The sequence below is a fragment of the Pseudomonas sp. Pseusp15 genome, from assembly GCF_059492165.1.
The window spans coordinates 435,903-461,435 of the sequence record NZ_CP168523.1 but is presented as its reverse complement, the minus strand read 5'-3'; the positions used below and the strand labels follow the sequence as shown (position 1 = coordinate 461,435).

Genomic DNA, 25,533 nt, shown 5'->3' with positions numbered 1-25,533 from the left:
CACAGGGAGTGGCGGCGGGCACGAATCCTGTGCCCGACGCGGTCAATGTGGGAGCGGGCTTGCTCGCGAAAGCGGTATTTCTGACGCCGCGAACTTCAGAACTTGTCGAGCGTGCGCAGCTTCTGCGGCAACCCCCACAGCAACAACGCAGCGGCGATCAGCGCGGCGACGCCGATGACGTACAGCGCCGGGGTGGTGCTGCCGGTCAGGTCTTTGATCCGCCCGACCATGACCGGGCTGACGATCCCACCGAACTGGCCAAGGGTATTGATCACCGCGATCCCGCCAGCGGCGCCTGCCCCGGCACCGGCCAGCAGTTTCGGTGGCAGGGTCCAGAAGCTCGGGATGGACGCGATGATCCCGGCACCGAGCAAGCCCAGGGCAACAATCAGGAAAGTCGTGTGGTTGGCGAAAATTCCTGCGCAGAAGAATCCCACCGCGCCTGCCACCACCAGACCTGCGACAAACTTGCGCCGCTCGCCGGTGGCATCGGATAACCGCCCGATCACCACCATGCTGATGGCGCCGCAGATGTAGGGAATGGCGGTCAGCAAGCCGATCATCACCGGGCTCTCGGTGCCGGCACTACGGATCAGTTGCGGCGCCCAGAAATTCAAGCCGTAGGACGCCACCTGAATCAGAAAGTAGATCAGCCCCAGCATCAGGAAACCCGGAATCCGGAGTGCGGCCAGCAAGGAGCCGCCGCTCTTGTGGGGTTCGTGGTGCGCGATACGGCTGGCGAGCAGTGTCTTCTCCGACGGGGTCAACCAATGGGCATCTTCGATGCGGTCCTTGAGCACGGTCAGCACCAACAAACCGAGGCCGATGCAAGGCACGCCACCGAGCAGAAACAGCCAATGCCAGCCGCGCATATCGAGGAAGCCATCAAGGTGTTGCAGCACCAACCCGGAGAACGGTGCGCCAACCAGCCCGGCAAACGCCGACGCGAGAAACAGCATCGAGGTGATGCGCCCGCGATAGTGCTGCGGGAACCACAGCGTCAGGTAATACAGCACGCCCGGCGCAAAACCCGCCTCCATCGCGCCGATCACGAAACGCAGGGCGTAGAACTGCCATTCGCTGTTGACGAAGACCATGGCCGCCGTCGCGAGCCCCCACGACATCATGATCCGGGCGATCCAGCGCCGGGCACCCACCTTGTAAAGCATCATGTTGCTCGGCACTTCAAAGATCACATAACCGACTACAAACAGCCCGGCGCCGAGGCCGTAAGCGGTATCGCTCAGGCTCAGGTCGGCCTGCAACTGGAACTTGGCGAAGCTGATGTTGATGCGGTCGAAAAATGCGAACAGGTAGCAGACCATGATCAGCGGCATCAGTCGCCAGGCGACTTTGCGGACCAGGGCTTTTTCGGCGTCGTGACTAACGGACGGGCTCACGCCCGCCTCCAGAACATTGAGGCTCATCGTGGTTTCTCCAGGCAGACGTCCCGTGGGCGTCCGATTGTTTTTGTTGTCTGGTTCGTTGCGGCTTTTGTAGGAGCGAGGCTTGCCCGCGAAGGCGGTGTGTCGGCCTCCATCGATGCTGAATGTCAGACCGCTTTCGCGGGCAAGCCTCGCTCCTACAGTGTTTGTTCGGTGGTTCAGGACGGTGTCGGGTGCAGGTCGCAGTTACGTCCGGCCTTGGCGAGCTGCCCGGGCACTTCATGGCCCAGCAATGCGGGTAAGCCTCGCGACAATCGCAGCAACAACGGCAAGTCGATGCCGGTGCGAATGCCGACTTCATCGCACAGGTTGACCAAATCTTCGGTGCAGATATTGCCCGAGGCACCCGGTGCAAACGGGCAACCGCCAAGACCACCGAGGGCTGCGTCAAAGCGCCGGGCTCCGGCCTCGTAAGCTGCCAATACGTTGCACAGACCGAGGCCGCGCGTGTTGTGGAAATGCAGGGTCAGATCAGCCGGTGAAACCCGTTGCAACACCCGTCGCACCACACGGTCGACCTGGCGTGGATTGGCCATGCCGGTGGTGTCGGCCAGGGTAATGCCCGTAATGCCGAGCTCCTGATAAGCCTCGACAATCTGCAGCACGCGATCCTCATCGATCGTGCCTTCAAACGGGCATCCGAAGGTCGTGGCGATGCTGCCGTTGAGCCGCACCGGCGTGCTGCGAACGAACTCGACGATCTCGCCAAACGCGGCCAATGACGCCTCGCAACGCATCCGCATGTTTGCCAGGTTATGGGTCTGGCTGGCGGACATCACCAGGTTCAGCTCGTCAGCCCCCGAGTCCAGTGCTCGTTGTGCGCCTTTGAGGTTAGGGATCAACGCGACATAGATCACGCCCGGCTGTCGGGCGATGCCCTTGAACACTGGCTCGCCATCGCGCAGCGCCGGAATCGCCTTGGGCGACACGAACGAACCGGCTTCGATGCGGCTGAAACCCGCCAGCGACAACTGATCGATCAACGCAATCTTGTCGGCGGTTTCGACCCAGGTAGGCTCGATCTGCAAGCCGTCACGCGGGGAAACCTCCTGAACGATCAGCGTCTGGGAATAATCAGTGATCATTGCACCACCCCTTCAGCTTTCAACCGTTCGATGTCCTGGTCAGTCAGGCCCAGCCCCGCGAGGATGCCGTCGGTGTGCTGACCCAGACTCGGCCCCGACCAGTTCACGCCACCGGGGGTCTCTGACAGTTTCGGAACGATGCCCGGCATCTTCACCGAGGCACCACCCGGCAGTTCGGCGTTGAGCAGCATGCCCCGCGCTTGATAGTGAGGATCGGCAACGATGTCGGCCACCGAATAGATGCGCCCGGCCGGGACTTCGGCAGCTTCCAGAGCCGCCAACACCTCATCGATGGGCAGGCTGCTGGTCCAGTGAGTAATGGCTGCGTCGAGCACATTACTTTTGGCGGCGCGGCCATCGTTATGCGCAAACTCCGGCGCTTCGGCCAGGTCGGCCCGGCCAATCACCGCCATCAGACGCTTGTAGATCGGGTCGCTGTTGCCGGCGATCACCACGTAGGCACCGTCGGCAGTCAGGTAGGTATTGGACGGCGCAATACCCGGTAACGCCCCGCCGCTGCGCTCACGCACATGACCGAGCATGTCGTATTCCGGCACCAGGCTTTCCATGACGTTGAACACGCTTTCGGCCAACGACACATCGACCACTTGCCCGCCGCCCTGCCCGGTCTTGACCCGCAGCAGCGACATCAAGGCACCGATGACCGCGTGCAGCGAAGCCAGGGAATCACCGAGGCTGACCCCCACTCGGGCCGGCGGCGAACCGGGAGTACCGGTGGTGTAGCGAATCCCGCCCATCGCCTCGCCGATCGCCCCGAAACCCGGACGATCACGGTACGGGCCGGTCTGGCCGTAACCGGAAATGCGCACCAGCGTCAGGTTGGGATTGAGGGCGTGCAGCACGTCCCAGCCCAGGCCGAGTTTCTCCAGGGCGCCGGGGCGCAGGTTTTCGATCAGCACATCGGCATCGGTCGCCAGTTGCTTGACCAGTTCGATGCCTTCAGGGGATTTCAGATTCAGCGCCAGGGACTTCTTGTTTCGCGATTGCAGGTACCACCACAACGAAGTGCCTTCGTGCAGCTTGCGCCATTTACGCAGAGGATCGCCCTGACCCATGGCTTCGATCTTGATCACTTCGGCGCCGAACTCGGCCAGCATGCGCGCGGCAAACGGCGCGGCGATCAGCGTGCCGATCTCGATCACTTTGATTGCACTCAAGGGGGCAGTCATCGCGGGGGTACCTCTTGTTCTTGGAATATGCGCCAAGGCTAGAGGACCGAGTGGCATGGAATCCAACCTTCTGTTGGCAACGACCGTTCGCGAAACGCGAATGCCCGTCCATGCAATCGAGAACTGTCAGGTCTGGCCGCGCAAATGCTCAAACAACATCCGGCTCACCGGCGACAGCGCCACTTCATCGCGCACCACCAGAATCAACGCACGATCCGACCAGTCATCCGTCAGCGGCACCGCGTGCAACCCCAGCGCCCGGCCAAACAGTTCGTAGGCCTTTAGCGGCAGGATGCCGATGCCCATGTTGGCCTGGACCATCCGGCACATGGCGTCGAACCCCGGCACATGGATCCGCAACCTCAGCACCTTGCCGGCCTTGCGCGCGGCCGCATGGGTGCGCATGTTGATGGAACTGGCCGAATGCAGACCGACGTAATCGCTGTCCAGCGTGTCGGCAAAAGCCAAGGCCGAACGACTCGCCAGCGGATGATCGGCCGGCATCAGCACGACCAGTTTGTCCTGGCGATAAACAACGCTGTGCAGCCCTTTGACGTCGCTGTCGCTGGAGCAGATCCCGAGGTCCGCCACGCCATCGAGCACGCCTTGAATCACCCCGCTGCTGGGGCGCTCTTCGAGGTCGGTCTTGACTTGCGGATGGCGCGCGGAAAAGTCCCGCAGGTCTTCGGGCAGGAATTGAATGATCGCCGACAGGTTGGCGAGCATCCGCACATAACCGCGTACACCGTGGCTGTGTTCGCCCAGTTCGAGGCCCATTTTCTCGACGTTGAACAGCATCTGCCGGGCATGGTGCAGCAGGGTTTCACCGGCCGGTGTCAGCGTCATGCCCTTGGCCTGGCGTACGAACAGGCTGATGCCCAGCGCCTCCTCCAACTCCATCAACCGCTTGCTGGCCGCCGACACCGCGATCGCTTCGCGGGCGGCAGCACGGGTCAAGGTGCCCTCTTCGTGAACGGCCACAAACAGCTGGAGAGTGATCAGGTCGAGACGGCGGATCAGGCTTTTTTGCAGCATGGCAGGGCTCGATGATTTCGGTTCGACTGAGTCGGCAGGATAGCCCGGATTCGATTCGTGCCCGCCATCCAATTACCCACAGCACCCCAGGGCATCGCCCTACAACTAATTCTCTTACAACTCTCAGTACTACCGGAAACAGCCGATTCAAAGCCCATCGGGACTCTCTGTAAAGTCTGGCAACACACACAAACTGCAACAAACCCACGGATAGATTCATTCAAGGAATGTCACTTACACATGAGCCAGATACCGTACACGGCGCACACCTTCACCAACTACCGCAAACTCGTTTCATTGGCTGACCATGATTGGGAGGCCGCCGAAACCGGAAAAATCGCGGGGCTCAACGTTGAGATAAAAAGTGCCAACCGCATGCTCGATCAGTACGGGAGAGCGTTTCATGATTTCTGTACGACGTCATACCTGGGTCTGGATCACCATCCCGATATTCTCGACGGCGCCATGACCACGCTGTGGGAAACCGGCACACTTCGCATCGCCAATTCCAGGAACCGCTGCAAACTGGCGATTCTGGACCAATACGAATCCGAACTGTCCGAGTTGTTCGGCGCCAGTTGCCTGAGCGCCCTGTCGTGCAGCGCGGCAAGTGCCGGGATCCTGCCGCTGCTGGCCAGCGGCGTATTCACGGAAAATAGCCCTCCGGTGATGGCTTTCGACCGGTTGGCGCATTACTCGATGAGTCACCTCAAAGCCGCCTGTGCCGATGAAACGAAGGTCGTGACGTGCCCGCATAACGACATGGACTTCCTCGAGACGCTGTGTCAACAGCACACCAGGGTCGCGTATGTCGCCGACGGCGCCTACAGCATGGGCGGGGTTGCGGACATGGACAGCCTTTTGTATCTGAAGGACCGCTATGGGCTGTTTCTCTATCTGGACGACTCCCACGCGCTTTCCTCTGTAGGAACATTCGGCGCCGGTCTTGTGCGTCCCAGGCTGCATACCCTGGATGATGACTGCCTCATCGTCGCCTCGCTGGCCAAGTCGTTCGGCGCCAGCGGCGGTCTGGTGATGCTGGGCAGTGAACGGCAGAAGAAGCTCATTGCGCGTTACGGCGGCCCCAGCAACTGGTCGCAAAGCCTGAACAGTGCAGCCATTGGCGCGGGCCGGGCATCCATCCAGCTACACCACACCCTGGAATTCGCCGAGCTGCAGGAAAAGCTTCAGGTTAATATCCGCCTCTTTGACAGCCTCATACGAACCGCACAACACAACAGCAACATGGCGATTCGACTGGTCAATTGCGGTGAGGCATCGCTGGCCAACCACATCGCCATTGAACTGGCCAATCACGGATTCTTCACCTCGGCAGTCTTTTTCCCGGTGGTTGCACAAGGCAAGGCAGCCATCAGAATCACCCTGCGCGCCGACATGGGGACGACGCTGATCCGCCATTTCTGTGGACTCATCACCGAGCTTTTACGTGCTCACGGCCGGGACATCGGCGGCTGAAAAAACAGGGAAGATTAAATGAAGAGCAGCACCACCCTCCTGATCACCTGCTGTACGGTTTTTCTCGCCCAATTGGGCATGAGCATTTATCTGTCGGCGCTGCCGGATATTGCCCGGGATCTGTCCGCAGATGCCTCACAGGTTTCATGGGGATTGGCGGTGTATCTGATCGGCATGGCGCTGCCGATGCTGTTCTGGGGCAGCCTGGGCCAACGCATTGGCCGCAAGCCGGTATTGCTCGCGGCGCTCGGCCTCTATGGGCTGGGCAACCTGGCCCTGCCTCTGGGCCAGACACTTGAATCGTTCCTGGTTTTTCGCCTGATTCAGGGGATTGGCGCCAGCGGGATTTCAGTCATGGCCCGGGTGCTGATCCGCGACAGTTTTCGCGGCGATCTGCTGGCCAAGGCGTTGTCCTGGATATCGATTTCCTTTGTGGTGGCGCTGGGTATCGGTCAATACCTGGGGTCGATCATCCAGGTGACACTGGGCTGGTCAGCGATTTTCTACTTATTGGGTGGTGTGAGCCTGTTGATGGCGCTGGTGGTGGTGCGGGTCACGTTCCCGATGCTGGCAGAAGAGAACACACCATCATCCGCCTGGACGAGCTACGGGCACATTCTGCGGCATCGGGCCTTCCTGTTACCGGCCCTCGCCGGTGGCTTGGGGTATGGGGTGATTGTCGCGTTCAACACCGCTGCACCGCTGATTCTGCAAGGCGCCTTCAAGTGGTCGGCAGTGGAATACGGCTTGTTGGGCTGGCCCATCAGCGCGGCGTACTTTCTCGGGGCCGTGGCGGTCAATCGCTTCGTACTGCATACCGGTCAGCAATGGCTGATGACGGCGGGCGTCGGGCTGATACTGGCCGGCAGCGCAGTCATGTTGCTGGGTAGCCTCGCAGGCACGTCTATCGCGCTGCTGTTCTGGTTGCCCTATTGTTTTGCAGTATTCGGCCAATCGCTGATTTACCCAATCAGCTTGTCCCTGGCCAACCACGGCTCCCCGGTCAGCGGTGCTTATGCGATGGCGTTGAGCGGTTTCATTCATCAACTGATGGCCGCCGTTATCGGCGGTATCGCCAGCCTGATAGCCAGCCAGCAGGCATGGCCTTTGTCGCTGTTATGCACCTTGCTGGCCTTGGGCGCGCTGCTTTGCGTAGTGCTCGCGCCCGGCCGTCGAACCGCTTAGAACGCGCTGCGGAAAATCTCCTCGATCTGCCGCTGATCCGCCGCCCGTGGGTTGGTCAGTCCACAGGCGTCTTTCAGGGCATTGCTGGCAAGGACCGGGATGTCATTGAGCCTGGCACCGAGCTCACGCAAACCGGCGGGAATGTCCACATCCCTGGCCAGGCTGCGGATCGCCGCGATCGCCGCCTGCGCGCCCTCTTCCGGACTGAGCCCGCGAATGTCGGCCCCCATCGCGTGGGCAACGTCGGTCAGGCGAGGGGCGCACACCAGCGCGTTGAAGCTCTGCACGTGAGGTAGCAGCACCGCGTTACACACACCATGGGGCAGGTCGTAGAACCCGCCTAACTGATGGGCCATCGCGTGAACGTAACCAAGGGACGCATTGTTGAACGCCATGCCCGCCATAAATTGCGCGTAGGCCATGTTTTCCCGCGCGATCATGTCACTGCCGTCCTGCACGGCTTGGCGCAGGTTGTCGCTGATCAATGTGATGGCTTTCAGCGCACAGGCATCGGTAATCGGGTTGGCTGCCGTGGAGACGTAGGCTTCGACGGCATGGGTCAATGCGTCCATGCCGGTGGCGGCGGTCAGGCCCTTGGGCATGGCGACCATCAGTTCTGGGTCGTTGACTGACAGCAGCGGCGTAACGTTGCGGTCGACGATGGCCATTTTTACGTGGCGCGATTCATCCGTGATGATGCAAAAACGGGTCATCTCGCTGGCAGTGCCGGCGGTGGTGTTGATCGCGATCAACGGTAGCTGGGGTTTGGCCGACTGATCGACACCTTCGTAGTCACGGATCGTCCCACCGTTTGTGGCGCACAAGGCGATGCCCTTGGCGCAGTCGTGAGGCGAACCGCCGCCCAGAGACACCACGAAATCACAGCGACTTTCCTTGAGCAGGCCCAGGCCGTGCTCGACGTTGGCGATGCTCGGATTCGGCTTGGCGCCGTCGAAGATCACCGAGTCGATGTCCTGCAACGCCAGTTTCTCGGCAATCCTCGATGCCACGCCAGCCTTGGCCAGCCCGGCGTCAGTGACTATCAGCGCCTTGCGAAAACCATACTTGCCAATGGCGTCCATGGCTTCGTCGAGGCAACCGGTGCCCATGATGTTCACGGCGGGGATGAAAAACGTACTGCTCATGCGCGAGTCTCCTGGCTGAAACCGAATCGGCAATGCCGATTCGGCGGGTGCGCACAGGGTCGACCGATCAGTCACGCGGTATGTTGATCTGGCTCAACGCCCGGGCGTGATAAAGTCGCCGTCCATCAGACCTTTTGCTTCGAGACGACAAACGCAATGACCGATTTCCAGGATGTCGATGCCCAACTTGAAGACTGGAACGCCTTGCGCACCACCGCCTCATTCGGCGGCCTGCTGGTGGGTAACGGCGCCAGCCGCGCCGTGTGGGACGACTTCGGCTACGACTCGCTGTTCGAAAATGCCCGCACCGTCGAAGAAAAACCGCTGAGCCAGTCCGAGCTGAGCGTGTTCGACGCGATGCAGACGCGCAGTTTTGAACAAGTGCTTGGGGCGCTGAAGACCACCAGCCGGGTCAACAAGGCCCTGGCCGTCAGCTCTGCGGCACCGCGCAATCGCTACTACGCGATCAAGGAAGCGCTGATCAACACCGTGCACGCGGTGCATATCCCGTGGCGGCTGGTGAAGCCTTCGACGCTGGCGACGATCAATCAGGAACTGGGCAGCTATCGGACGGTGTTCACCACCAACTACGACTTGCTCAGCTATTGGGCGATCCAGCATCGGCCGGACGTCGTGACCGACCTGTTCCAGGGTGCCGAACCCGGCTTCGATCTGAGCGCCAGCGCCACCGACAAACCACGTTTGCTGTACCTGCACGGCGGCCTGCATCTGGTGCGCAATCAGGACGGCACCGCGCGCAAGTTGATGTCGACCGAGGGAACGTTGCTCGGTAATTTCGCGATCAACAATACGATCAAGACCCTCGACGACGTGCCGCTGTTCGTCAACGAAGGCCCGGCGCAAGACAAACTCAAGACCATTCGCAGTTCGGATTACCTGTCGTTCTGCTACGACCAGTTACTCGGCCACGGTGACGGGTTGTGCATCTTCGGGCATGCCCTTGGCGAGCAGGACAGTCACATCGCTCATGCACTGCGACAGGCGAAGCCGAAGGTGGTAGCGATCTCGATTTACCCGCGCAGCAAGGCGTTCATCCAGCATCAAAAGCGGCATTACGCGAAGGTGTTCGAGGGGACGGGTGTGGCGTTGCGTTTTTTTGATTCGAAGACGCATGCGCTCGGTAACCCTAAGCTGACCGTGCCGGTCGAGGTCTGACCTGTGGCGAGGGGGCTCGCCCCCGTTGGGTTGCGAAGCAGCCCCCTAGTATCTTCAGTCACACCGAGTTCTCTGGTTTTACGACTGCTGCGCAGCCGAACGGGGCGGTGCGGCGTTCCGACAAGCCCCCTCGCCACGAAGGCCCGATAACCTCATTCCTCGCTGCTATGCACCACCACCAACAACTGCGCCTGCACCTCGCCCACTGACCTGAGGCGATGCGGTTTCTGCGCGTTGAAGTGCAGCGCATCCCCACGATTGAGCAGCACCCGCTCGTTCATGAAGTCCACTTCCACCTGCCCTTCATGGACGAACAGAAACTCTTCCCCCAGGTGTTCCTTGAAGGTTTTGTCGGTGAACTCGCTCGGCGGGTAAATGATGAACGGCAACAGGCTGCGCTCACTGATCTGATGGGCCAACACCGCATAACCCGGGCTCTGGTCGTTGGCGGCCAGGGACTGGCGTTCGTCGTTGCGCACCAGGCTGTAGCTGTCGAGGCTGACGTTGTCTTCGGAAAACAATTCCTCGACCTTCACGTTCAGCGCCCTGGCCAGTTTCAGCGCGGCGGCGATCGACGGGGTATTCAACCCGCGCTCGACTTTCGACAGATAGCTCTTGGTCATGCCGGATTTTTCGGCCAGGGCCTCCAGCGTCACGCCAAGTTTTTTTCTCAATAATTTCAAACGGATAGACATGTAGAGCGATTAACCCATCAAGGAGGCAACGATTTATCCTTGCCAATGACACAAAGTGTCATATAGCCTCTTTAGTGTCATTTGCATGCCCCACCCAAAGGACACCGATATGGCCAAGACATTAGCACTACCCAAAGAGCAACTGGTCAAGCAAGCGCTGACACAGATGCAAAACACCCTGGCGGATAATACGTGGACCGACCGGCAAAAGCTGGCCCTGACCTGCCGCATTCTGTTCGAAAACGGCCACGACTCCGGCCTGGCCGGGCAAATCACCGCTCGCGGCCCGCAACCGGGCACCTATTACACCCAGCAACTGGGCCTGGGTTTCGACGAGATCACTTCAGGCAATCTGTTGCTGGTCAACGAAGACCTGGAAGTGCTTGAAGGCCACGGCATGCCCAACCCGGCCAACCGCTTCCATAGCTGGGTGTACCGCGCCCGACCGGACGTGAACTGCATCATTCACACGCACCCGACTCACGTCGCGGCGCTGTCGATGCTGGAAGTACCGCTGAAGATTTCCCACATGGACCTCTGCCCGCTCTACGACGACTGCGCGTTTCTCGAAGGCTGGCCGGGGGTGCCCGTGGGCAATGAAGAAGGCGAACTGATTGCCGGGGCCTTGGGCGACAAGCGGGCGATCCTGCTTTCCCACCATGGCCAGTTGTCCACCGGCGCGACCATCGAAGAGGCCTGTGTCATTGCGCAACTGATCGAACGCGCAGCGAAGTTGCAGTTGCTGGCCATGGCCACCGGTGTCATCAAACCGATTCTTCCCGAGCTGGGCCGTGAAGCCCACGACTGGATATCCAAGCCCAAGCGCCACGCCGCCGCGTTCAACTACTACGCCCGGCAGAACCTGCGCCAACACGCCGATTGCCTGAACTGACCCCACTCATTCTTGAAAGGAGAGACGCCATGTCGACCGTAAACATTCACGGCATCATCGGCTACACCATCACCCCGTTCACCGCCCAGGGCGAAGGTGTTGATCTCGACGCGCTCGGGCGTTCCATCGACCGCCTGATCGACAGCGGTGTCCACGCCATCGCCCCATTGGGCAGCACCGGCGAAGGCGCTTACCTGAGCGACGCGGAATGGGATCAAGTCAGCGAATTCAGCATCCGCCACGTCGCCAAACGCGTCCCGACCATCGTCAGCGTGTCCGACCTGACCACCGCCAAAGCCGTGCGCCGCGCGCGTTTCGCCGAGGCCCACGGCGCCGATGTGGTGATGGTGCTGCCGGCCTCGTACTGGAAACTCAGCGAGGCGGAAATCCTCGCCCACTACCGCGCCATCGGCGAGAGCATCGGCGTGCCGATCATGCTCTACAACAACCCGGCCACCAGCGGCACCGACATGTCGGTGGAGTTGATCCTGCGGATTTTCAACGCGGTCGACAACGTCACCATGGTCAAGGAGAGCACCGGCGACATTCAGCGCATGCACAAACTGCAACTGCTGGGCGAAGGCCGGGTGCCGTTCTATAACGGCTGCAATCCCTTGGCACTGGAAGCGTTCGCGGCCGGCGCCAAAGGCTGGTGCACAGCGGCGCCGAACCTGATCCCGCAGCTCAATCTCGACTTGTACGAAGCGGTATTGGCCAATGATCTGAGCAAGGCTCGCGAACTGTTCTATCGCCAGTTGCCGTTGTTGGACTTCATCCTCAAGGGCGGTCTGCCGGCGACCATCAAGGCTGGTTTGCGCCTGGTCGGGCTGGAAGCGGGCGACCCGCGGTTGCCGGTGTTTGCACTCGGCGAGACTGGCCGCAGTCAGTTGCAGGGTTTGTTGAACGCGTTGCGCTGATCGTCGGGAACACACAAAACCACTGCGGGAGCGAGCCGTCAGGCTCGCTCCCGCAGTGGGTATGCGGTGTGTTTAAAACACCGGCAAGGTCTTGTCCTTGATCACCGTGGTCGGACCGTTGGCCTTGACGCTGGCGATGCCTTTTTCCCTCGCGGCATCGGATGAATAAGACTCGCTGCTGCCAATGATCTCGTGGTTACCGGCCTTCAGATTGAAGTAAGGATGGCCATCCTTGGTGGCTTTTTTCTCGTAGCGTTCGTCCAGCGGGCTATTGGCCTGGACCGAGGCGATTCCGCTATCGACCGCACCGCGCGTGGTGTACAGCTCACTGACCAGAATGGTTTCGGCGTTGGCCGCTTTCAACACAAACTTGAACTGACCATTGCTGGTTTTGCTCACTTCGTACCATCCAGACATGCTTGTTCTCCTTGGCGATTGAGAGGTTTCGCGCTTCAGAGTAAAGACCAAGCCAGGTTTTCTGTCGCCGGTAAGGTCCAAACAAAACCGCCCTACTTCACCCCCGTCCGCACCACCGACAACTCAGGTGCCTGCACCCGGCGCTGGCTCAAATAGCGCATGCAACTGACCCGCAAGAACGAGGCGAAATTCACCACCTCGCCGCGGTAGTCCATCACCTCTTCATACAGTTTGGCGATCAACTGATTGGTGGTCATGCCGTCGACCTCGGCGATTTCGCTGAGGATGTCCCAGAACTGGTTCTCCAGCCGCAGGGTGGTCACCACCCCGCAGATGCGCAGCGAGCGGGAGCGCGATTCGTAGAGAATCGGATCGGCCTTGACGTAGAGCTCGCACATGGGCAGGTCCCTCGTTACAGCGTGATTTTGGTGCCCAGCAACCCGAGAAAACCGGCCAGCCAGCTCGGGTGCGCCGGCCAGGCCGGGGCTGTGGCCAGATTGCCTTGAACGTGGCCTTCCGTCACCGGGATATCGATGTACGTGCCGCCAGCCAGGCGCACTTCCGGGGCACAGGCCGGGTAGGCGCTGCACTCGCGACCTTCAAGAATACCGGCGGCGGCCAGCAATTGCGCGCCGTGACATACGGCGGCGATCGGTTTGCCAGCCTTGTCGAACGCTTGCACCAGAGCCAGGACTTTTTCGTTCAGGCGCAGGTACTCCGGCGCACGACCGCCCGGGATCAGCAGCGCGTCGTAGTCCGCCGCATCGACCTTGGTGAAATCAAAGTTCAGGGCAAACAGATGACCGGGTTTTTCGCTGTAGGTCTGGTCGCCTTCGAAGTCATGAATCGCCGTGCGCACGGTCTGGCCGGCGGTTTTGTCCGGGCAAACGGCATGCACCGTGTGGCCGACCATCAGCAGCGCCTGGAAGGGCACCATCACTTCGTAGTCTTCGACGTAATCGCCAACCAGCATCAGGATTTTTTTAGCAGCCATGGGGAGGACTCCTCTGGAAAATGCGTGGGCCTGCAGGAGTATTCAAGGTAGTCCTTATCCGGCGGGTCGGGTAATAACCGACTACTACGGACGATATGAACTGGATTGGCTTTTTGTGGCGAGGGAGCTTGCTCCCGCTGGGCTGCGAAGCGGCCCCCTGCATTCCTTCGGAGACACCACTTGAGCAGGTTTACGGCTGCTTTGCAGCCGAACGGGATGGTGCGGCGATCCGACAAGCTCCCTCACCACAGGATTACATCAACTGTACTGATATTTCTGAACTCAGCTGTAAGCGCGAAAAACGCCGGTTTATGGCTAGATGAAGGCTCTTCCCGCCACCCTCGATTCTGGTTGCCATCATGTCCTCGCGCGAAAACACCGGCATGGCCCTCGGCCTGATCGGCGTCGTTATCTTCAGCCTGACCCTGCCCTTCACACGGATCGTCGTGCAGGAACTCCATCCGCTGCTCAATGGCCTCGGGCGGGCGCTGTTCGCGGCGATTCCGGCTGCGCTGTTATTGCTGTGGCGCCGGGAAAAATGGCCCACCTGGAAACAGGTCAAAGGCCTGACACTGGTGATCGCCGGGGTCATCCTCGGCTTCCCGGTGCTGTCGGCCTGGGCCATGCAGACACTGCCCGCCTCCCACGGCGCACTGGTCAACGGTTTGCAACCACTGTGCGTGGCGCTGTATGCCGCGTGGCTGTCCCATGAGCGTCCGTCGAAAGCCTTCTGGGCCTGCGCCGCGCTGGGCAGTGCGCTGGTGCTCGGCTATGCGCTGATCAGCGGCGCCGGCAGTATTCAGGCCGGTGACTTGCTGATGCTCGGGGCGATTGCCGTGGGTGGGTTGGGCTATGCCGAAGGCGGCCGGTTGGCCAGGGAGATGGGCGGCTGGCAGGTGATCTGCTGGGCGTTGGTGCTGTCGACGCCGTTGCTGATTGGGCCGGTGTTGTACCTGGCGCTGCAACATCAGGGCGAGATTTCGGCCAGGACCTGGTGGGCCTTCGGTTATGTCTCGCTGTTTTCGCAGTTCATCGGCTTCTTTGCCTGGTACGCCGGGCTGGCCATGGGCGGCATCGCCCGGGTCAGTCAGATCCAGTTGCTGCAGATCTTCTTCACCATCGCGTTTTCGGCGTTGTTCTTCGGTGAGCACGTCGAGCCGATTACCTGGCTGTTTGCGGCCGGGGTGATCGTGACGGTGATGCTCGGGCGCAAGACCGCAGTGCGCCCGGCGCAACCGGACACGTTACCGGCGGGGGTTCAGCTCAAGCCTTAGCGACCAGGAACCCGTCAGCCCGCAGCAGGGTTTCCAGGCAATGTTCGCTGATGTGGTAGAAATCCTTCAGCTCCTGAATCTTCACCAACAGCTGAGCCGGGTCCACCGGCTCGGCGCGTTTGACCGCCAGAATCATCTTGTTCTTGTTGGTGTGGTCCAGTGAGATGAACTCGAACACCTTGGTCTCGTAGCCGCAGGCTTCCAGAAACAACGCACGTAAACTGTCGGTGACCATTTCCGCCTGCTGGCCCAGGTGCAGGCCGTATTGCAGCATCGGCTTGAGCAATGCCGGGCTCTGGATCTGCAGGCGTATCTGCTTGTGGCAGCACGGCGAGCACATGATGATCGCAGCGCCGGAACGGATGCCGGTGTGAATCGCATAGTCGGTGGCGATGTCGCAGGCATGCAACGCGATCATCACGTCCAGCTCGCTCGGCGCCACGCTGCGCACGTCACCGCATTTGAACACCAGCCCCGGATGTTCCAGCTTCGCCGCCGCGCTGTTGCACAGCTTGACCATGTCTTCGCGCAGCTCGACACCGGTCACCTCGCCCTCGGTTTTCAGGGTGTTGCGCAGGTAGTCATGGATCGCGAACGTCAGGTAACCCTTGCCCGAGCCGAAATCCGCCACTCGCACCGGTTTGTCCAGCGCCAGCGGCGAGGAGGTCAGCGCATGGCTGAAGACTTCGATGAACTTGTTGATCTGCTTCCACTTGCGCGACATCGCCGGGATCAGCTCATGCTGGGCGTTGGTCACGCCGAGGTCTTTGAGGAACGGCCGGTTCAGGTCGAGGAAGCGGTTCTTCTCGCGGTTGTGCTCGGCGGACGGCACTTCACGCAATTGCTGAGGTTTGCTCTTGAACAGCGAAGATTTGCCCTTTTTGCTGTATTCGAGCTGGGCTTCGTCGGTCAGTGACAGTAAATGCGCATTTTTGAACGATGCCGGCAACAGCGCGGCAATGGTCGCCACACCTTCGGCAATCGGCAGGTTCTTGGTGATGTCGCGGGTCTTGTAGCGGTAGACGAAGGACAGGCACGGCTGATCCTTGACCGTCAGCTGCTTGATGATCAACCGCTGCAAGTCCGCTTCGCCACCAACGTACTTGGCCAGCACCAGTTTGATGAAGGCATTGGCATCCAGGCTGGTTTGCAGCAGGTCGATGAACTGGGCGTGGTGATCCGGCGCGAGGCTGGCGGGAGTGGCGGTGACAGACATGGAAAAAACGGCCTCGGGCGGTGCGAATCGGGGAATGGCGGGTATTTTAGGGGGGATGCGGTTCAGGAACACTGTTATTTGCCAAACGGCAAAGATTCTGTGGCGAGGGAGCTTGCTCCCGCTCGGCTGCGCAGCAGTCGCAAAGCAGACAACGAGGTGTGTCTGACAGCGTGTGTTTGCCGGTTTTGGGGCCGCTTCGCAGCCCAGCGGGAGCAAGCTCCCTCGCCACAAAAGCTGCCGAAAGCTCGGGCCGCGTTCGGACGATTTTTTGATTCAGCTCAACACCACCAACCGATTCGGCAATTCATTGCGCACCTGGGTCACCGGCACGTGCACCTTGAGCAACTCGCCGCACGCCTCGATGCACGTCACAAACCCCTGCAACGTCTGCCCCTGCTTCACCTGCTGGGTAAACGTCGCCACAATCGCGTCCCAATTCTTGTTGTCCAGCCGTTTGGAAATCCCTTCATCCACCAGAATTTCCACGTAACGCTCGGCCTCGGAGACAAAAATCAGCATGCCGGTGCCGCCCACGGTGTGGTGCAGGTTCTGCTCCAGGAACTGCCGACGCGCCAGGTTCGACGCACGCCAGTGACGGACCGAGCGCGGGATCAGGCGCGTGGTGACTTTCGGAATCCGGAACACCAGGCACAACACGATGAAGCTGACCCATTGCACCAGCAACAGACTGTGCATGGTCAGCCAACCGGTCAGGTAATGCACGATACCCGGCACCACCAGCGCCAACAGGCTGGCCCAGAGCAGCGGGATATACGCATAGTCGTCGGCGCGGGCCGCGAGCACTGTCACCAGTTCGGCGTCGGTGTCGCGCTCGACCCGGGCAATCGCCTCGGCGACTTTGCGTTGTTCGTGTTCAGTCAGTAATGCCATGTTTATGAATGCCTGCTCGCTATTGTTGTTGTGTTTCCTGCCGTGTCATCACCAGCCGCCCGACGAACCACCGCCGCCGAAACTGCCCCCGCCGCCACCGAAGCCCCCGCCACCGCCGCCAAACCCCCCGCCACCGAAACCACCCCGGCCTCTACCCCCTCCACTTGGCAGAATACCGAACATCTGGCCGACGAAGATCGTCAGGATAAACAGCAGCACCAGGAACACGAATATTCCCGGATGCCGCGCAACGAAATCGCTCTCCTGATTGCCACGCGGCTCATACACCGTCGACGGCTCGTTCAGCGGATTGCCCCCCAGCACCACCAGCATCGCCGAAACGCCATCGCTGATGCCCTTGCTGAAATTGCCGGCCTTGAACGCCGGTGTGATCACCTGATTGATGATCACCGAACTCTGCGCATCGGTCAGGCGATCTTCCAGGCCATAACCGACTTCGATCCGCAATTTTCGCTCGGCACGCGCGACAATCAGCAGCGCGCCGTTGTTCTTGTCCTTCTGGCCAATGCCCCAGTAGCGTCCCAGCTGATAACCGAAATCCGCGATGTCGGCGCCCTGCAGGTCCGGCAACGTGACCACCACCAACTGCTCGCCGGTGGACTTCTCGTGGGCATTAAGCTGCTGAACCAGCTGCTCGCGCACCGCTGGCTCGATCATTTGGGCGTTGTCCACCACCCGTCCGGTCAGTTCCGGAAACTTCAACCCGGCCTGGGCCGTCAGGGCAAAGACCCAGAACAACAGCATCAGGCCCACTTTCATCACGCGCATTGGCAACCTCTTCCTTGGTGGCACTTCAAACCCGGTCCGGCGCCTACTGGAACTTCACTTCAGGCGCTTTTTCGGCACCGGGGCTGGTGGCCTCGAAAGTTTCGCGGATCGGCAAGTCGCTGTACAACACGGTGTGCCACAAGCGACCGGGGAAGGTGCGAAGCTCGGTGTTGTATTTCTGCACCGCGAGGATGAAGTCGCGACGCGCCACGGCGATGCGGTTCTCGGTGCCTTCAAGTTGCGATTGCAGCGCCAGGAAGTTCTGGTTGGCCTTGAGGTCAGGATAACGCTCGGACACCACCATCAACCGACTCAGCGCGCCGGTCAGCTGATCCTGCGCCTGCTGGAACTGTTTGAGTTTTTCCGGATTATCCAGCGTGCTCGCATCCACCTGGATCGACGTCGCCTTGGCCCGGGCTTCAACCACTGCGGTCAGGGTTTCTTCCTCGTGTTTGGCGTAGCCCTTGACGGTTTCCACCAGGTTGGGGATCAGGTCGGCGCGGCGCTGGTACTGGTTCTGCACCTGGCCCCACGCGGCCTTGGCCTGTTCGTCGAGGGTCGGGATAGTGTTGATGCCGCAACCGGCCAGCAAAGCGGTCAGCAACATCAAGGCTGCAACCTGCAGGCTCGACCGATAGGGGTGTCGTACATTCATCTGGTTGATGCTCCCTTGCACATTGCGTTGATAAAACAACCGGCGAACTTTGACCCCGGCTCTTGGGGCATAATCTGCGCCGCTACTGGATTGCATCGAGCCAATGGGCTAAAAGATGCCCAGCGAAAAAACAGTAAGAAGTGTGCTGCATTTTTCTAAGCAACACCCAAACAACAATAGTCGCTCCCAAAATTTTGGCTGACCGGCGCGTATTCACTGCCGCTTGGGCCTTTTGAGAAGAATATTCATGAAGAAGCTGTGTTTGCTGGGCCTGTTCGTCAGCCTGGCCAGTCATACCGTATTGGCCGCCACGACGCCCGCACCGATAGAAAACAAGGACGCCTTCATCAGCCATCTGATGAAACAAATGACTCTCGATGAAAAGATCGGCCAGTTGCGCCTGATCAGCATCGGCCCGGAAATGCCTCGGGAGCTGATCCGCAAGGAAATCGCGGCCGGTAATATCGGTGGCACCTTCAACTCGATCACCCGCGCCGAAAACCGTCCGATGCAGGACGCGGCCATGCGCAGCCGGTTGAAGATCCCGATGTTCTTCGCCTATGACGTGATCCACGGCCACCGCACCATTTTCCCGATTCCCCTGGCCCTGGCCTCGAGCTGGGACATGGACGCCATTGGCCGGTCCGGGCGCATCGCCGCCCAGGAAGCCGCGGCTGACAGCCTCGACATCACTTTCGCGCCGATGGTCGACATCTCCCGCGACCCACGCTGGGGCCGCACCTCCGAAGGCTTCGGCGAAGACACCTACCTGGTTTCGCGAATTGCCGGTGTGATGGTCAAGGCCTTGCAGGGCAGCGGTGCGAACGCGGCTGACAGCATCATGGCCAGCGTCAAGCATTTTGCCTTGTACGGCGCGGTCGAGGGCGGTCGCGACTACAACGTCGTCGACATGAGCCCGGTCAAGATGTACCAGGATTACCTGCCGCCGTACCGCGCCGCCATCGACGCCGGTGCCGGCGGGGTGATGGTTGCGCTGAACTCGATCAACGGCGTACCGGCCACCGCCAACACCTGGCTGATGAACGACCTGCTGCGCAAGGAATGGGGCTTCAAGGGCCTGGCAGTCAGCGACCACGGGGCGATTTTCGAGCTGATCAAACACGGCGTCGCCCGCGACGGTCGTGAAGCGGCGAAGCTGGCGATCAAGGCCGGCATCGACATGAGTATGAACGACACGCTCTACGGCAAAGAGCTGCCGGGGCTGCTCAAATCCGGCGAGATCGAACAGAAAGACATCGACAACGCCGTGCGCGAAGTGCTCGCCGCCAAGTACGACATGGGCCTGTTCAAAGACCCGTACCTGCGCATCGGCAAGGCAGAGGATGACCCGGCCGACACCTACGCCGAAAGCCGCCTGCACCGCGCCGAGGCCCGTGATGTCGCGCGCCGCAGCCTGGTGTTGCTGAAGAACCAGGGCGATACCCTGCCCCTGAAGAAAACCGCGAAAATCGCCCTGGTCGGCCCTTTGGCAAAAGCACCGATCGACATGATGGGCAGTTGGGCTGCCGCCGGTAAACCTGCGCAATCGGTCACCCTGTTCGACGGCATGACAAATGCCCTCGGCGCGCAGTCGACGTTGATCTACGCCCGTGGCGCGAACATCACCGACGACAAGAAAATCCTCGATTACCTGAACTTCCTCAACTTCGATGCCCCGGAAGTGGTGGACGATCCGCGCCCGGCCAACGTGTTGATCGACGAAGCGGTAAAAGCCGCCAAAGATGCCGATGTGGTAGTGGCCGCAGTGGGCGAATCCCGTGGCATGTCCCACGAATCGTCGAGCCGCACCGACCTGAACATCCCGGGCAACCAGCGCGAGCTGATCAGGGCGTTGAAAGCCACCGGCAAACCGCTGGTGCTGGTGTTGATGAACGGTCGTCCGCTGTCGATTCTCGAAGAGAAAGAGCAGGCTGACGCGATTCTGGAAACCTGGTTCAGTGGCACCGAAGGCGGTAACGCTATCGCTGACGTACTGTTCGGCGACTACAACCCGTCGGGCAAGCTGCCGATCACCGTTCCGCGCTCGGTGGGTCAGATTCCGACCTACTACAACCACCTGAGCATTGGCCGGCCGTTCACTCCCGGCAAACCGGGCAACTACACCTCGCAGTATTTCGAAGACACCACCGGGCCACTGTTCCCGTTCGGCTTCGGCCTGAGCTACACCCAGTTCAGCCTGACCGACATGGCATTGTCGTCGACCACGCTGAACAAGACCGGCAAGCTCGACGCCAGCGTCGTGGTGAAGAACACCGGCAAGCGTGACGGCGAAACCGTGGTGCAGTTGTACATCCAGGACGTGACCGGCTCGATGATCCGCCCGGTCAAGGAACTGAAGAACTTCCAGAAAGTGCTGCTCAAGGCCGGCGAACAGAAAGTCGTGCACTTCACCATCACCGAGGATGACCTGAAGTTCTACAACGCCCAGCTCAAGTACGCTGCGGAACCGGGCAAGTTCAACGTGGAGATCGGCCTGGACTCACAGGACGTGACGCAGCAGAGCTTTGAGTTGCTGTAACCCCGCCTGAAAGCAAAAGATGATCGTTCCCACGCTCTGCGTGGGAACGATCTGAAAAAGTGTTCAGCCCCGCCGATCCAGCAGATTCACCACCACCCGATCCACCCATCCCCAAACCCTCTGCTTGACCCGCCGCCACAACGGTCGGCGCTTCCACGCCTCAAGACTGACTTCCTGGCTCAAGGCAAAGTCATTCTCGAAACTCGCCGCCACCGCTCGGGTCAGCCCTGGGTCCAGGGCTTCGAGGTTGGCCTCCAGATTGAAGCGCAGATTCCAGTGATCGAAATTACATGAGCCGATACTCACCCAATCGTCGATCAACACCATTTTCAGGTGCAGGAAACACGGCTGGTATTCGAAGATCTTCACCCCGGCCCTGAGCAGTCGCGGGTAGTAGCGATGCCCGGCGTAGCGCACCGACGGGTGATCAGTACGCGGCCCGGTCAGCAGCAGACGCACATCGACGCCGCGATTCGCCGCCCGGCGCAGCGAGCGGCGGACTTTCCAGGTTGGCAGGAAATAGGGCGTGGCCAGCCAGATTCGCTGCTTGCCGCTGTTCAGCGCGCGAATCAGCGATTGCAGAATGTCCCGGTGCTGGCGGGCGTCGGCATAAGCGACCCGGCCCATGCCCTCGCCCATCACCGGCACTCGCGGCAGGCGCGGTAGACCGAAGTGTGAAACGGGTTTCCAGGCACGCCGATAGCGGTTGGCGATCCATTGGCGGTCGAACAGCAATTGCCAGTCGATGACCAGGGGACCGGTGATTTCCACCATCACTTCGTGCCATTCGCAGGTGTCTTCGCCCGGCGACCAGAACTCATCGGTGACCCCGGTGCCACCAACGACCGCCAGGGATTGATCCACCAGCAGCAACTTGCGGTGATCGCGATAGAAGTTGCCCACCCAGCGTCGCCAGCTCAGCCGATTGTAAAAACGCAACTCGACCCCGGCGGCCATCAGGCGCTGACGCAAAGTCAGGGTGAAGGCCAGGCTGCCATAGTCATCGAACAGACAGCGTACCCGCACGCCACGCTCGGCCGCCTGGACCAGCGCCTGAACCATCGCCTCGGCGCAGGCCCCTGCCTCCACCAGGTACAGCTCCAGCTCGACTTGTTCTTCGGCGCGGGCAATCGCCACCAGCATGCGCGGGAAAAACTGCGGGCCGTCGATCAGCAGTTCGAAGCGATTGCCTTCGCGCCACGGAAAAATTGCACCACGCATTTCAGCGCGCCGTGAAAATCAGCACCGCACCCACCGGTACCGACAGACTGATGGCCGACAAACCGGCGAGCTTGCGCAAGCTTTCCAGGCCTGGGGCCAGGTCGAAATCTTCGGCGCTGATCACCAAAGGCTCGAGGGTCACCACTTGAAAGCGCCGGTCATCGAGACGGGTCGCCAGCAGTTCGGCGTTGTATTGGTGTTGCTTGCCATGCAGGCCGACGGTCACCGGCAAGCGCAATTCCAGTTGTGCACCAGGCGCCAGATCGTTGATTGGCCGCAGGTCGATCTGCGTGGTGATCAGCGCTTCGGGAAACGTCTGGATCTGGAACAGTTCCTTGCGCATGCGTTCGTCACGCAGCGGAATGCCGCTATTAACCGACTCCAGCTCGACTTCCACCTCGGCCAGCCCCTTGGGGTCGACCTTGCCATGCAGCACCAGAAAGCGCTGCACTTCGGAGATGTTGGCGTTTTTGGTGCTGACAAACGACAGCCGCGAGGACTCGCCGTCCAGATACCAATTGGCCTGGGCCGACACGGTGACACCGGCCAGCAGCAGGGAAGCGAGGGTTTTGTAGATGAACCGCTTGAACATAGAAACTCGGGGGCAGATAAACCTGAGCGAACCTTAACTGGCTTGAGGCAGGTTGCAAACTTTCTGTGACTTCGCCCCAATCTTTGTGGCGAGGGAGCTTGCTCCCGCTGGAGTGCGAAGCGCTCCCGAAATCAGACAATGAGTTCCTCCAATCAGATCTCCGCCGCTGGCATTACGACTGCTTCGCAGCCGAGCGGGAGCAAGCTCCCTCGCCACAACGAGTACGACCACGTCAGGGTTGCAGGCGGCAGCCCTGGCGCTCGCCGATCCACTGTGCGCTGTTGCTGCGCCCCAATCCGCCGACCGTCACCCGCTTGCTCGCGGCATCATCGACGAAACCGCTGGTGGGTAAATACTGCTTCACATAACCCTGGCAATACGCCGCCGGATTGTTCATCACATACCGGCACGAGCAGTATTCCTTGGCGGTGTAAGCGCTGATGATGTCGGGAAAAGCCCACAGCGCCACGCGTTCCTGCCAGCCCCAGCCGAGCAAAGCGGTCAGCAGCACCAGCAACAATGTGCTGAACGGCCGACGGCGAATGAAACTGCGACGGCTCATGGCTGCACCTTCATGGCAAACGCCTGGAGCGCGAGTTTGAGCAGTTCGTTATGCCGGTAACTTCCATCGCGATCATCGCCGTAGCGGACGATCACCAGTTTTTCGCTGGGAATCACGTACATCGCCTGGCCCCAATGGCCCAGCGCGGCGAAGGTGTCGACGGGCGCATCGGGCCAGGGTTGTGCCGCACCATCCACCGCTCGATTGAGCCACCAATGCCCGCCGGGCACCGCTTCATCCTGGTTGGCTCGGTAGCGGGCGAACGGCTCACGGCTGAAGTCGACCCACGCCTTGGGCAGCAGCTGCCGCTCGCGCCAGCGACCGTCGCGCGCCATCAACAGGCCGACCCGTGCCAGGTCCCGGGCGGTGAGGTAGGCATAGGACGAAGCGACAAATGTCCCCGTGGCATCCGCTTCCCAAACCGCGCCGCGAATGCCCAAGGGTTCGAACAATGCGGTCCACGGATAATCCGGATATCGGGCCGGGCCAACAATGGCTTTCAACGCGACGGAAAGCAGATTGCTGTCGCCGCTGGAGTAGCGGAAGGCCTGACCGGGCCTGGCGTACGCGTCATGGTCGGCGGTAAACGCAGCCATGTCGCGATGACCTCGGGTGTAGAGCATCGCTACCACCGAGGACTTCAACGGTGCGTACTCATAGTCTTCCTGCCAATCCAGGCCCGAGGCCCAATGCAGCAAGTCGGCCATGGTCATGGCGGGGTGTTTTTCCAGCGCTGGATAGAACTGCACCGCCGGGTCCTGCAAGTTGAACAGACCTTCGCCATAGGCCACGCCGAGCACCGTGGCCATCAGGCTTTTGCTGATCGACCAGGTCAGGTGCGGGGTGTCGGCACGGGTCGGGTCGGCGTAGCGCTCGTAGACGAGTTGGCCGTCATGGATCACCAGCAAGGCATCGGTGCGGATGCCCTCGCGGGTGGTGTCGTTGCGGAGTGGGAAAGCGTAGTTTTCCAGGGCTTGAACGGCCGGACCGGTGACTGTCGGGCCGGGCAACCATTGCTCGGCCGGCCAGTTTTCGGCCTGGGCCGTGAAGCTGAACAGCAGGATGGAAATCAGCGACAAGCCTTTGAACATGGAGGACGCTCGGAGGATGAACCTGCTGAGCCTAGTCGAGGTTGATGACAGTTTTGGGAGGCCCGTCACCCTAACGAAGATCCCGCCAACGCCTTGGCCAACCGCTTGCCCCGCGCCCCTGCCGCCAGATCCATCACGGCCTGATCGCGCTGCCACATCGCCGCCCACTGCGGCGGGCCGTCGGTCATGGCCTGATTCACTTCAGCCTTGAGCCCGTCGAACTGAGCAAACAAACCGCCCAGCAACACATGCCCGGCCGGATTGTTCGGCGCCTGGCGGCTGACTTCCGCGCACCCGGCCAGCAGCGCCAGCAAACGCAGTTGCAAGGTGTGCGGCCAGTCGTTGTCCTGGCCAATGCCGAACAGCCACGCGGTCATCGCACTCAGCACATAAATGTCTTCCAGGGTGCGGAACGGTTTGACGTAAGCATCCCAGCCGTCCCCCGCCAACAATTCGCACAGCGCGTTGTCGAGAAACAGCCGACCGTGGCTGATCTCGGGCATCAACGGCAACGGCGCGAGTTTCTCCAGACGCACGCCCGGTTCGCCGGGGTAAACCACCGCCAGACTCAGGCGCGGATCGCTGCCTGGCTCTTCGCTGCGAGCGGCGACCAGCAGCCAGTCGGAGGCATCGCCGGCGGTGACGAAATCCTTGCGTCCGCTCAGACGCAGATCCCGCAGCCGGGTCTGCATGTCCGCCACCCGCAAGCTGCGTTGCTCGGTCGCGCACAACGCACCGAGGCTCAGCGGCGCGCTCGGCCAGAGCATCCGCAGCGCCGCTTGATACCCCACCAGAAACGCCAACCCCGGAGTCGCCATCAGCCGTCCGCCGTTCACCGCCAATTCAAACGGGGTGACCGTGCCCAAGCGGTGCAACAAGGTCGCGAAGCCTTCGCCAAGATCGGGGTCGGCGGGCAGGCGATCGCTGCGGTTCAACAGGGTTTGCCAGGGCATAAGAGGCTCCTTGTGGGCTGTCATATAAGCATCACCAAAGCTTCATGGCGATGACACCGGGGCTACATAGCCTGACTTTGCACAACACGGCTGCATAA

The 25,533-nt window shown here is 60.9% G+C and carries 25 protein-coding genes; 7 read left to right on the top strand and 18 right to left on the bottom strand.

Features of this window, described 5'->3' with window-relative positions:
* Positions 1-95: 95 nt before the first annotated feature.
* The 4 genes from ACEN8R_RS02215 to ACEN8R_RS02200 form a co-directional block, all read right to left on the bottom strand.
* Positions 96-1,427 carry an MFS transporter gene (locus ACEN8R_RS02215; protein ID WP_018926829.1) on the bottom strand — a complete coding sequence of 444 codons (1,332 nt, stop codon included), beginning with the start codon at positions 1,425-1,427 and terminating at the stop codon, positions 96-98.
* A 176-nt stretch (positions 1,428-1,603) separates the two neighbouring features.
* Positions 1,604-2,530 carry a hydroxymethylglutaryl-CoA lyase gene (locus ACEN8R_RS02210; RefSeq protein WP_018926830.1) on the bottom strand — a complete coding sequence of 309 codons (927 nt, stop codon included), beginning with the start codon at positions 2,528-2,530 and terminating at the stop codon, positions 1,604-1,606.
* Positions 2,527-3,720, bottom strand: coding sequence for a CaiB/BaiF CoA transferase family protein (locus tag ACEN8R_RS02205; RefSeq protein ID WP_018926831.1), 1,194 nt, complete (start codon positions 3,718-3,720; stop codon positions 2,527-2,529). Before ACEN8R_RS02205 ends, ACEN8R_RS02210 begins: the two co-directional genes overlap by 4 nt.
* 126 nt (positions 3,721-3,846) lie before the next feature.
* The gene (locus ACEN8R_RS02200; protein ID WP_018926832.1) at positions 3,847-4,755 is read right to left on the bottom strand and encodes a LysR family transcriptional regulator; all 909 of its coding nucleotides are present in this window, start codon (positions 4,753-4,755) and stop codon (positions 3,847-3,849) included.
* Between the two features lie 240 nt (positions 4,756-4,995).
* On the opposite strand from ACEN8R_RS02200, the gene ACEN8R_RS02195 reads away from it, so the two are divergent.
* Both ACEN8R_RS02195 and ACEN8R_RS02190 read left to right on the top strand, forming a co-directional pair.
* Positions 4,996-6,231 (top strand): aminotransferase class I/II-fold pyridoxal phosphate-dependent enzyme, encoded by a 1,236-nt coding sequence (locus tag ACEN8R_RS02195; protein WP_018926833.1) that lies wholly within the window; start codon positions 4,996-4,998, stop codon positions 6,229-6,231.
* Between the two features lie 18 nt (positions 6,232-6,249).
* Positions 6,250-7,416, top strand: a complete 1,167-nt coding sequence (locus ACEN8R_RS02190) for an MFS transporter (RefSeq protein WP_018926834.1) — start codon at positions 6,250-6,252, stop codon at positions 7,414-7,416.
* On the opposite strand, the gene yiaY is transcribed toward ACEN8R_RS02190, so the two are convergent.
* On the bottom strand, positions 7,413-8,561 hold the full coding sequence (gene yiaY / locus ACEN8R_RS02185) for an L-threonine dehydrogenase (RefSeq protein ID WP_018926835.1): 1,149 nt from the start codon (positions 8,559-8,561) through the stop codon (positions 7,413-7,415). The genes ACEN8R_RS02190 and yiaY overlap by 4 nt on opposite strands.
* Positions 8,562-8,717: 156 nt before the next feature.
* Here yiaY and ACEN8R_RS02180 point away from each other — a divergent pair, with 156 nt between their 5' ends.
* A complete protein-coding gene (locus tag ACEN8R_RS02180) occupies positions 8,718-9,737 on the top strand; it encodes a DUF4917 family protein (RefSeq protein ID WP_018926836.1) in 1,020 nt (339 codons plus the stop codon).
* Positions 9,738-9,889: 152 nt separating this feature from the next.
* On the opposite strand, the gene ACEN8R_RS02175 is transcribed toward ACEN8R_RS02180, so the two are convergent.
* Positions 9,890-10,432 (bottom strand): helix-turn-helix domain-containing protein, encoded by a 543-nt coding sequence (locus ACEN8R_RS02175; protein WP_018926837.1) that lies wholly within the window; start codon positions 10,430-10,432, stop codon positions 9,890-9,892.
* 109 nt (positions 10,433-10,541) lie between these two features.
* On the opposite strand from ACEN8R_RS02175, the gene ACEN8R_RS02170 reads away from it, so the two are divergent.
* Together ACEN8R_RS02170 and ACEN8R_RS02165 are read left to right on the top strand one after the other, a co-directional pair.
* Complete coding sequence (locus tag ACEN8R_RS02170) at positions 10,542-11,324, top strand: aldolase (RefSeq protein ID WP_018926838.1); 783 nt, start codon at positions 10,542-10,544, stop codon at positions 11,322-11,324.
* Between the two features lie 29 nt (positions 11,325-11,353).
* Positions 11,354-12,241, top strand: coding sequence for a dihydrodipicolinate synthase family protein (locus tag ACEN8R_RS02165; RefSeq protein WP_018926839.1), 888 nt, complete (start codon positions 11,354-11,356; stop codon positions 12,239-12,241).
* 72 nt (positions 12,242-12,313) lie between these two features.
* On the opposite strand, the gene ACEN8R_RS02160 is transcribed toward ACEN8R_RS02165, so the two are convergent.
* From ACEN8R_RS02160 to ACEN8R_RS02150, 3 genes are all read right to left on the bottom strand, one after another.
* On the bottom strand, positions 12,314-12,658 hold the full coding sequence (locus tag ACEN8R_RS02160; protein WP_018926840.1) for a YegP family protein: 345 nt from the start codon (positions 12,656-12,658) through the stop codon (positions 12,314-12,316).
* Between the two features lie 92 nt (positions 12,659-12,750).
* Positions 12,751-13,056, bottom strand: a complete 306-nt coding sequence (locus ACEN8R_RS02155) for a ribbon-helix-helix domain-containing protein (RefSeq protein WP_018926841.1) — start codon at positions 13,054-13,056, stop codon at positions 12,751-12,753.
* Between the two features lie 14 nt (positions 13,057-13,070).
* On the bottom strand, positions 13,071-13,652 hold the full coding sequence (locus tag ACEN8R_RS02150) for a DJ-1/PfpI family protein (protein WP_018926842.1): 582 nt from the start codon (positions 13,650-13,652) through the stop codon (positions 13,071-13,073).
* 359 nt (positions 13,653-14,011) lie between these two features.
* On the opposite strand from ACEN8R_RS02150, the gene ACEN8R_RS02145 reads away from it, so the two are divergent.
* The gene (locus tag ACEN8R_RS02145) at positions 14,012-14,926 is read left to right on the top strand and encodes a DMT family transporter (protein ID WP_018926843.1); all 915 of its coding nucleotides are present in this window, start codon (positions 14,012-14,014) and stop codon (positions 14,924-14,926) included.
* Here ACEN8R_RS02145 and ACEN8R_RS02140 read toward each other — a convergent pair.
* From ACEN8R_RS02140 to ACEN8R_RS02125, 4 genes are all read right to left on the bottom strand, one after another.
* Positions 14,916-16,142 carry a class I SAM-dependent methyltransferase gene (locus ACEN8R_RS02140; protein ID WP_018926844.1) on the bottom strand — a complete coding sequence of 409 codons (1,227 nt, stop codon included), beginning with the start codon at positions 16,140-16,142 and terminating at the stop codon, positions 14,916-14,918. The genes ACEN8R_RS02145 and ACEN8R_RS02140 overlap by 11 nt on opposite strands.
* A gap of 273 nt (positions 16,143-16,415) precedes the next feature.
* Positions 16,416-17,033 (bottom strand): TPM domain-containing protein, encoded by a 618-nt coding sequence (locus ACEN8R_RS02135; protein ID WP_018926845.1) that lies wholly within the window; start codon positions 17,031-17,033, stop codon positions 16,416-16,418.
* A gap of 48 nt (positions 17,034-17,081) precedes the next feature.
* A complete protein-coding gene (locus ACEN8R_RS02130) occupies positions 17,082-17,822 on the bottom strand; it encodes a TPM domain-containing protein (protein ID WP_018926846.1) in 741 nt (246 codons plus the stop codon).
* A 43-nt stretch (positions 17,823-17,865) separates the two neighbouring features.
* Positions 17,866-18,477 (bottom strand): LemA family protein, encoded by a 612-nt coding sequence (locus ACEN8R_RS02125; RefSeq protein WP_026286479.1) that lies wholly within the window; start codon positions 18,475-18,477, stop codon positions 17,866-17,868.
* 247 nt (positions 18,478-18,724) lie between these two features.
* Here ACEN8R_RS02125 and bglX point away from each other — a divergent pair, with 247 nt between their 5' ends.
* Positions 18,725-21,016 carry a beta-glucosidase BglX gene (bglX, locus tag ACEN8R_RS02120; RefSeq protein ID WP_018926848.1) on the top strand — a complete coding sequence of 764 codons (2,292 nt, stop codon included), beginning with the start codon at positions 18,725-18,727 and terminating at the stop codon, positions 21,014-21,016.
* A gap of 63 nt (positions 21,017-21,079) precedes the next feature.
* On the opposite strand, the gene ACEN8R_RS02115 is transcribed toward bglX, so the two are convergent.
* From ACEN8R_RS02115 to ACEN8R_RS02095, 5 genes are all read right to left on the bottom strand, one after another.
* A complete protein-coding gene (locus tag ACEN8R_RS02115; RefSeq protein WP_018926849.1) occupies positions 21,080-22,237 on the bottom strand; it encodes a phospholipase D-like domain-containing protein in 1,158 nt (385 codons plus the stop codon).
* Between the two features lies 1 nt (position 22,238).
* Entirely contained in the window at positions 22,239-22,829 is a 591-nt protein-coding gene (locus ACEN8R_RS02110) for a YceI family protein (RefSeq protein ID WP_495624554.1), read from the bottom strand.
* A 232-nt stretch (positions 22,830-23,061) separates the two neighbouring features.
* Complete coding sequence (locus ACEN8R_RS02105; RefSeq protein ID WP_018926851.1) at positions 23,062-23,391, bottom strand: hypothetical protein; 330 nt, start codon at positions 23,389-23,391, stop codon at positions 23,062-23,064.
* Positions 23,388-24,482: a serine hydrolase domain-containing protein gene (locus tag ACEN8R_RS02100; protein WP_018926852.1), complete on the bottom strand. Its 1,095-nt coding sequence runs from the start codon at positions 24,480-24,482 to the stop codon at positions 23,388-23,390. Before ACEN8R_RS02100 ends, ACEN8R_RS02105 begins: the two co-directional genes overlap by 4 nt.
* A gap of 65 nt (positions 24,483-24,547) precedes the next feature.
* Positions 24,548-25,435: an acyl-CoA dehydrogenase middle domain-containing protein gene (locus ACEN8R_RS02095; RefSeq protein WP_018926853.1), complete on the bottom strand. Its 888-nt coding sequence runs from the start codon at positions 25,433-25,435 to the stop codon at positions 24,548-24,550.
* Between the last annotated feature and the right edge of the window lie 98 nt (positions 25,436-25,533).

Bases quoted from the DNA above. Each gene is read 5' to 3' on its own strand.
- ACEN8R_RS02125 (WP_026286479.1), bottom strand. From the start codon at position 18,477: ATGAATGTACGACACCCCTATCGGTCGAGCCTGCAGGTTGCAGCCTTG.
- ACEN8R_RS02170 (WP_018926838.1), top strand. From the start codon at position 10,542: ATGGCCAAGACATTAGCACTACCCAAAGAGCAACTGGTCAAGCAAGCG.
- ACEN8R_RS02215 (WP_018926829.1), bottom strand. From the start codon at position 1,427: ATGAGCCTCAATGTTCTGGAGGCGGGCGTGAGCCCGTCCGTTAGTCAC.
- ACEN8R_RS02115 (WP_018926849.1), bottom strand. From the start codon at position 22,237: ATGCGTGGTGCAATTTTTCCGTGGCGCGAAGGCAATCGCTTCGAACTG.
- ACEN8R_RS02190 (WP_018926834.1), top strand. From the start codon at position 6,250: ATGAAGAGCAGCACCACCCTCCTGATCACCTGCTGTACGGTTTTTCTC.
- ACEN8R_RS02200 (WP_018926832.1), bottom strand. From the start codon at position 4,755: ATGCTGCAAAAAAGCCTGATCCGCCGTCTCGACCTGATCACTCTCCAG.
- ACEN8R_RS02100 (WP_018926852.1), bottom strand. From the start codon at position 24,482: ATGTTCAAAGGCTTGTCGCTGATTTCCATCCTGCTGTTCAGCTTCACG.
- ACEN8R_RS02140 (WP_018926844.1), bottom strand. From the start codon at position 16,142: ATGTCTGTCACCGCCACTCCCGCCAGCCTCGCGCCGGATCACCACGCC.
- ACEN8R_RS02095 (WP_018926853.1), bottom strand. From the start codon at position 25,435: ATGCCCTGGCAAACCCTGTTGAACCGCAGCGATCGCCTGCCCGCCGAC.
- ACEN8R_RS02195 (WP_018926833.1), top strand. From the start codon at position 4,996: ATGAGCCAGATACCGTACACGGCGCACACCTTCACCAACTACCGCAAA.
- ACEN8R_RS02150 (WP_018926842.1), bottom strand. From the start codon at position 13,652: ATGGCTGCTAAAAAAATCCTGATGCTGGTTGGCGATTACGTCGAAGAC.
- ACEN8R_RS02205 (WP_018926831.1), bottom strand. From the start codon at position 3,720: ATGACTGCCCCCTTGAGTGCAATCAAAGTGATCGAGATCGGCACGCTG.
- yiaY (WP_018926835.1), bottom strand. From the start codon at position 8,561: ATGAGCAGTACGTTTTTCATCCCCGCCGTGAACATCATGGGCACCGGT.
- ACEN8R_RS02210 (WP_018926830.1), bottom strand. From the start codon at position 2,530: ATGATCACTGATTATTCCCAGACGCTGATCGTTCAGGAGGTTTCCCCG.
- ACEN8R_RS02105 (WP_018926851.1), bottom strand. From the start codon at position 23,391: ATGAGCCGTCGCAGTTTCATTCGCCGTCGGCCGTTCAGCACATTGTTG.
- ACEN8R_RS02130 (WP_018926846.1), bottom strand. From the start codon at position 17,822: ATGCGCGTGATGAAAGTGGGCCTGATGCTGTTGTTCTGGGTCTTTGCC.
- ACEN8R_RS02135 (WP_018926845.1), bottom strand. From the start codon at position 17,033: ATGGCATTACTGACTGAACACGAACAACGCAAAGTCGCCGAGGCGATT.
- bglX (WP_018926848.1), top strand. From the start codon at position 18,725: ATGAAGAAGCTGTGTTTGCTGGGCCTGTTCGTCAGCCTGGCCAGTCAT.
- ACEN8R_RS02175 (WP_018926837.1), bottom strand. From the start codon at position 10,432: ATGTCTATCCGTTTGAAATTATTGAGAAAAAAACTTGGCGTGACGCTG.
- ACEN8R_RS02155 (WP_018926841.1), bottom strand. From the start codon at position 13,056: ATGTGCGAGCTCTACGTCAAGGCCGATCCGATTCTCTACGAATCGCGC.
- ACEN8R_RS02110 (WP_495624554.1), bottom strand. From the start codon at position 22,829: ATGTTCAAGCGGTTCATCTACAAAACCCTCGCTTCCCTGCTGCTGGCC.
- ACEN8R_RS02160 (WP_018926840.1), bottom strand. From the start codon at position 12,658: ATGTCTGGATGGTACGAAGTGAGCAAAACCAGCAATGGTCAGTTCAAG.
- ACEN8R_RS02165 (WP_018926839.1), top strand. From the start codon at position 11,354: ATGTCGACCGTAAACATTCACGGCATCATCGGCTACACCATCACCCCG.
- ACEN8R_RS02145 (WP_018926843.1), top strand. From the start codon at position 14,012: ATGTCCTCGCGCGAAAACACCGGCATGGCCCTCGGCCTGATCGGCGTC.
- ACEN8R_RS02180 (WP_018926836.1), top strand. From the start codon at position 8,718: ATGACCGATTTCCAGGATGTCGATGCCCAACTTGAAGACTGGAACGCC.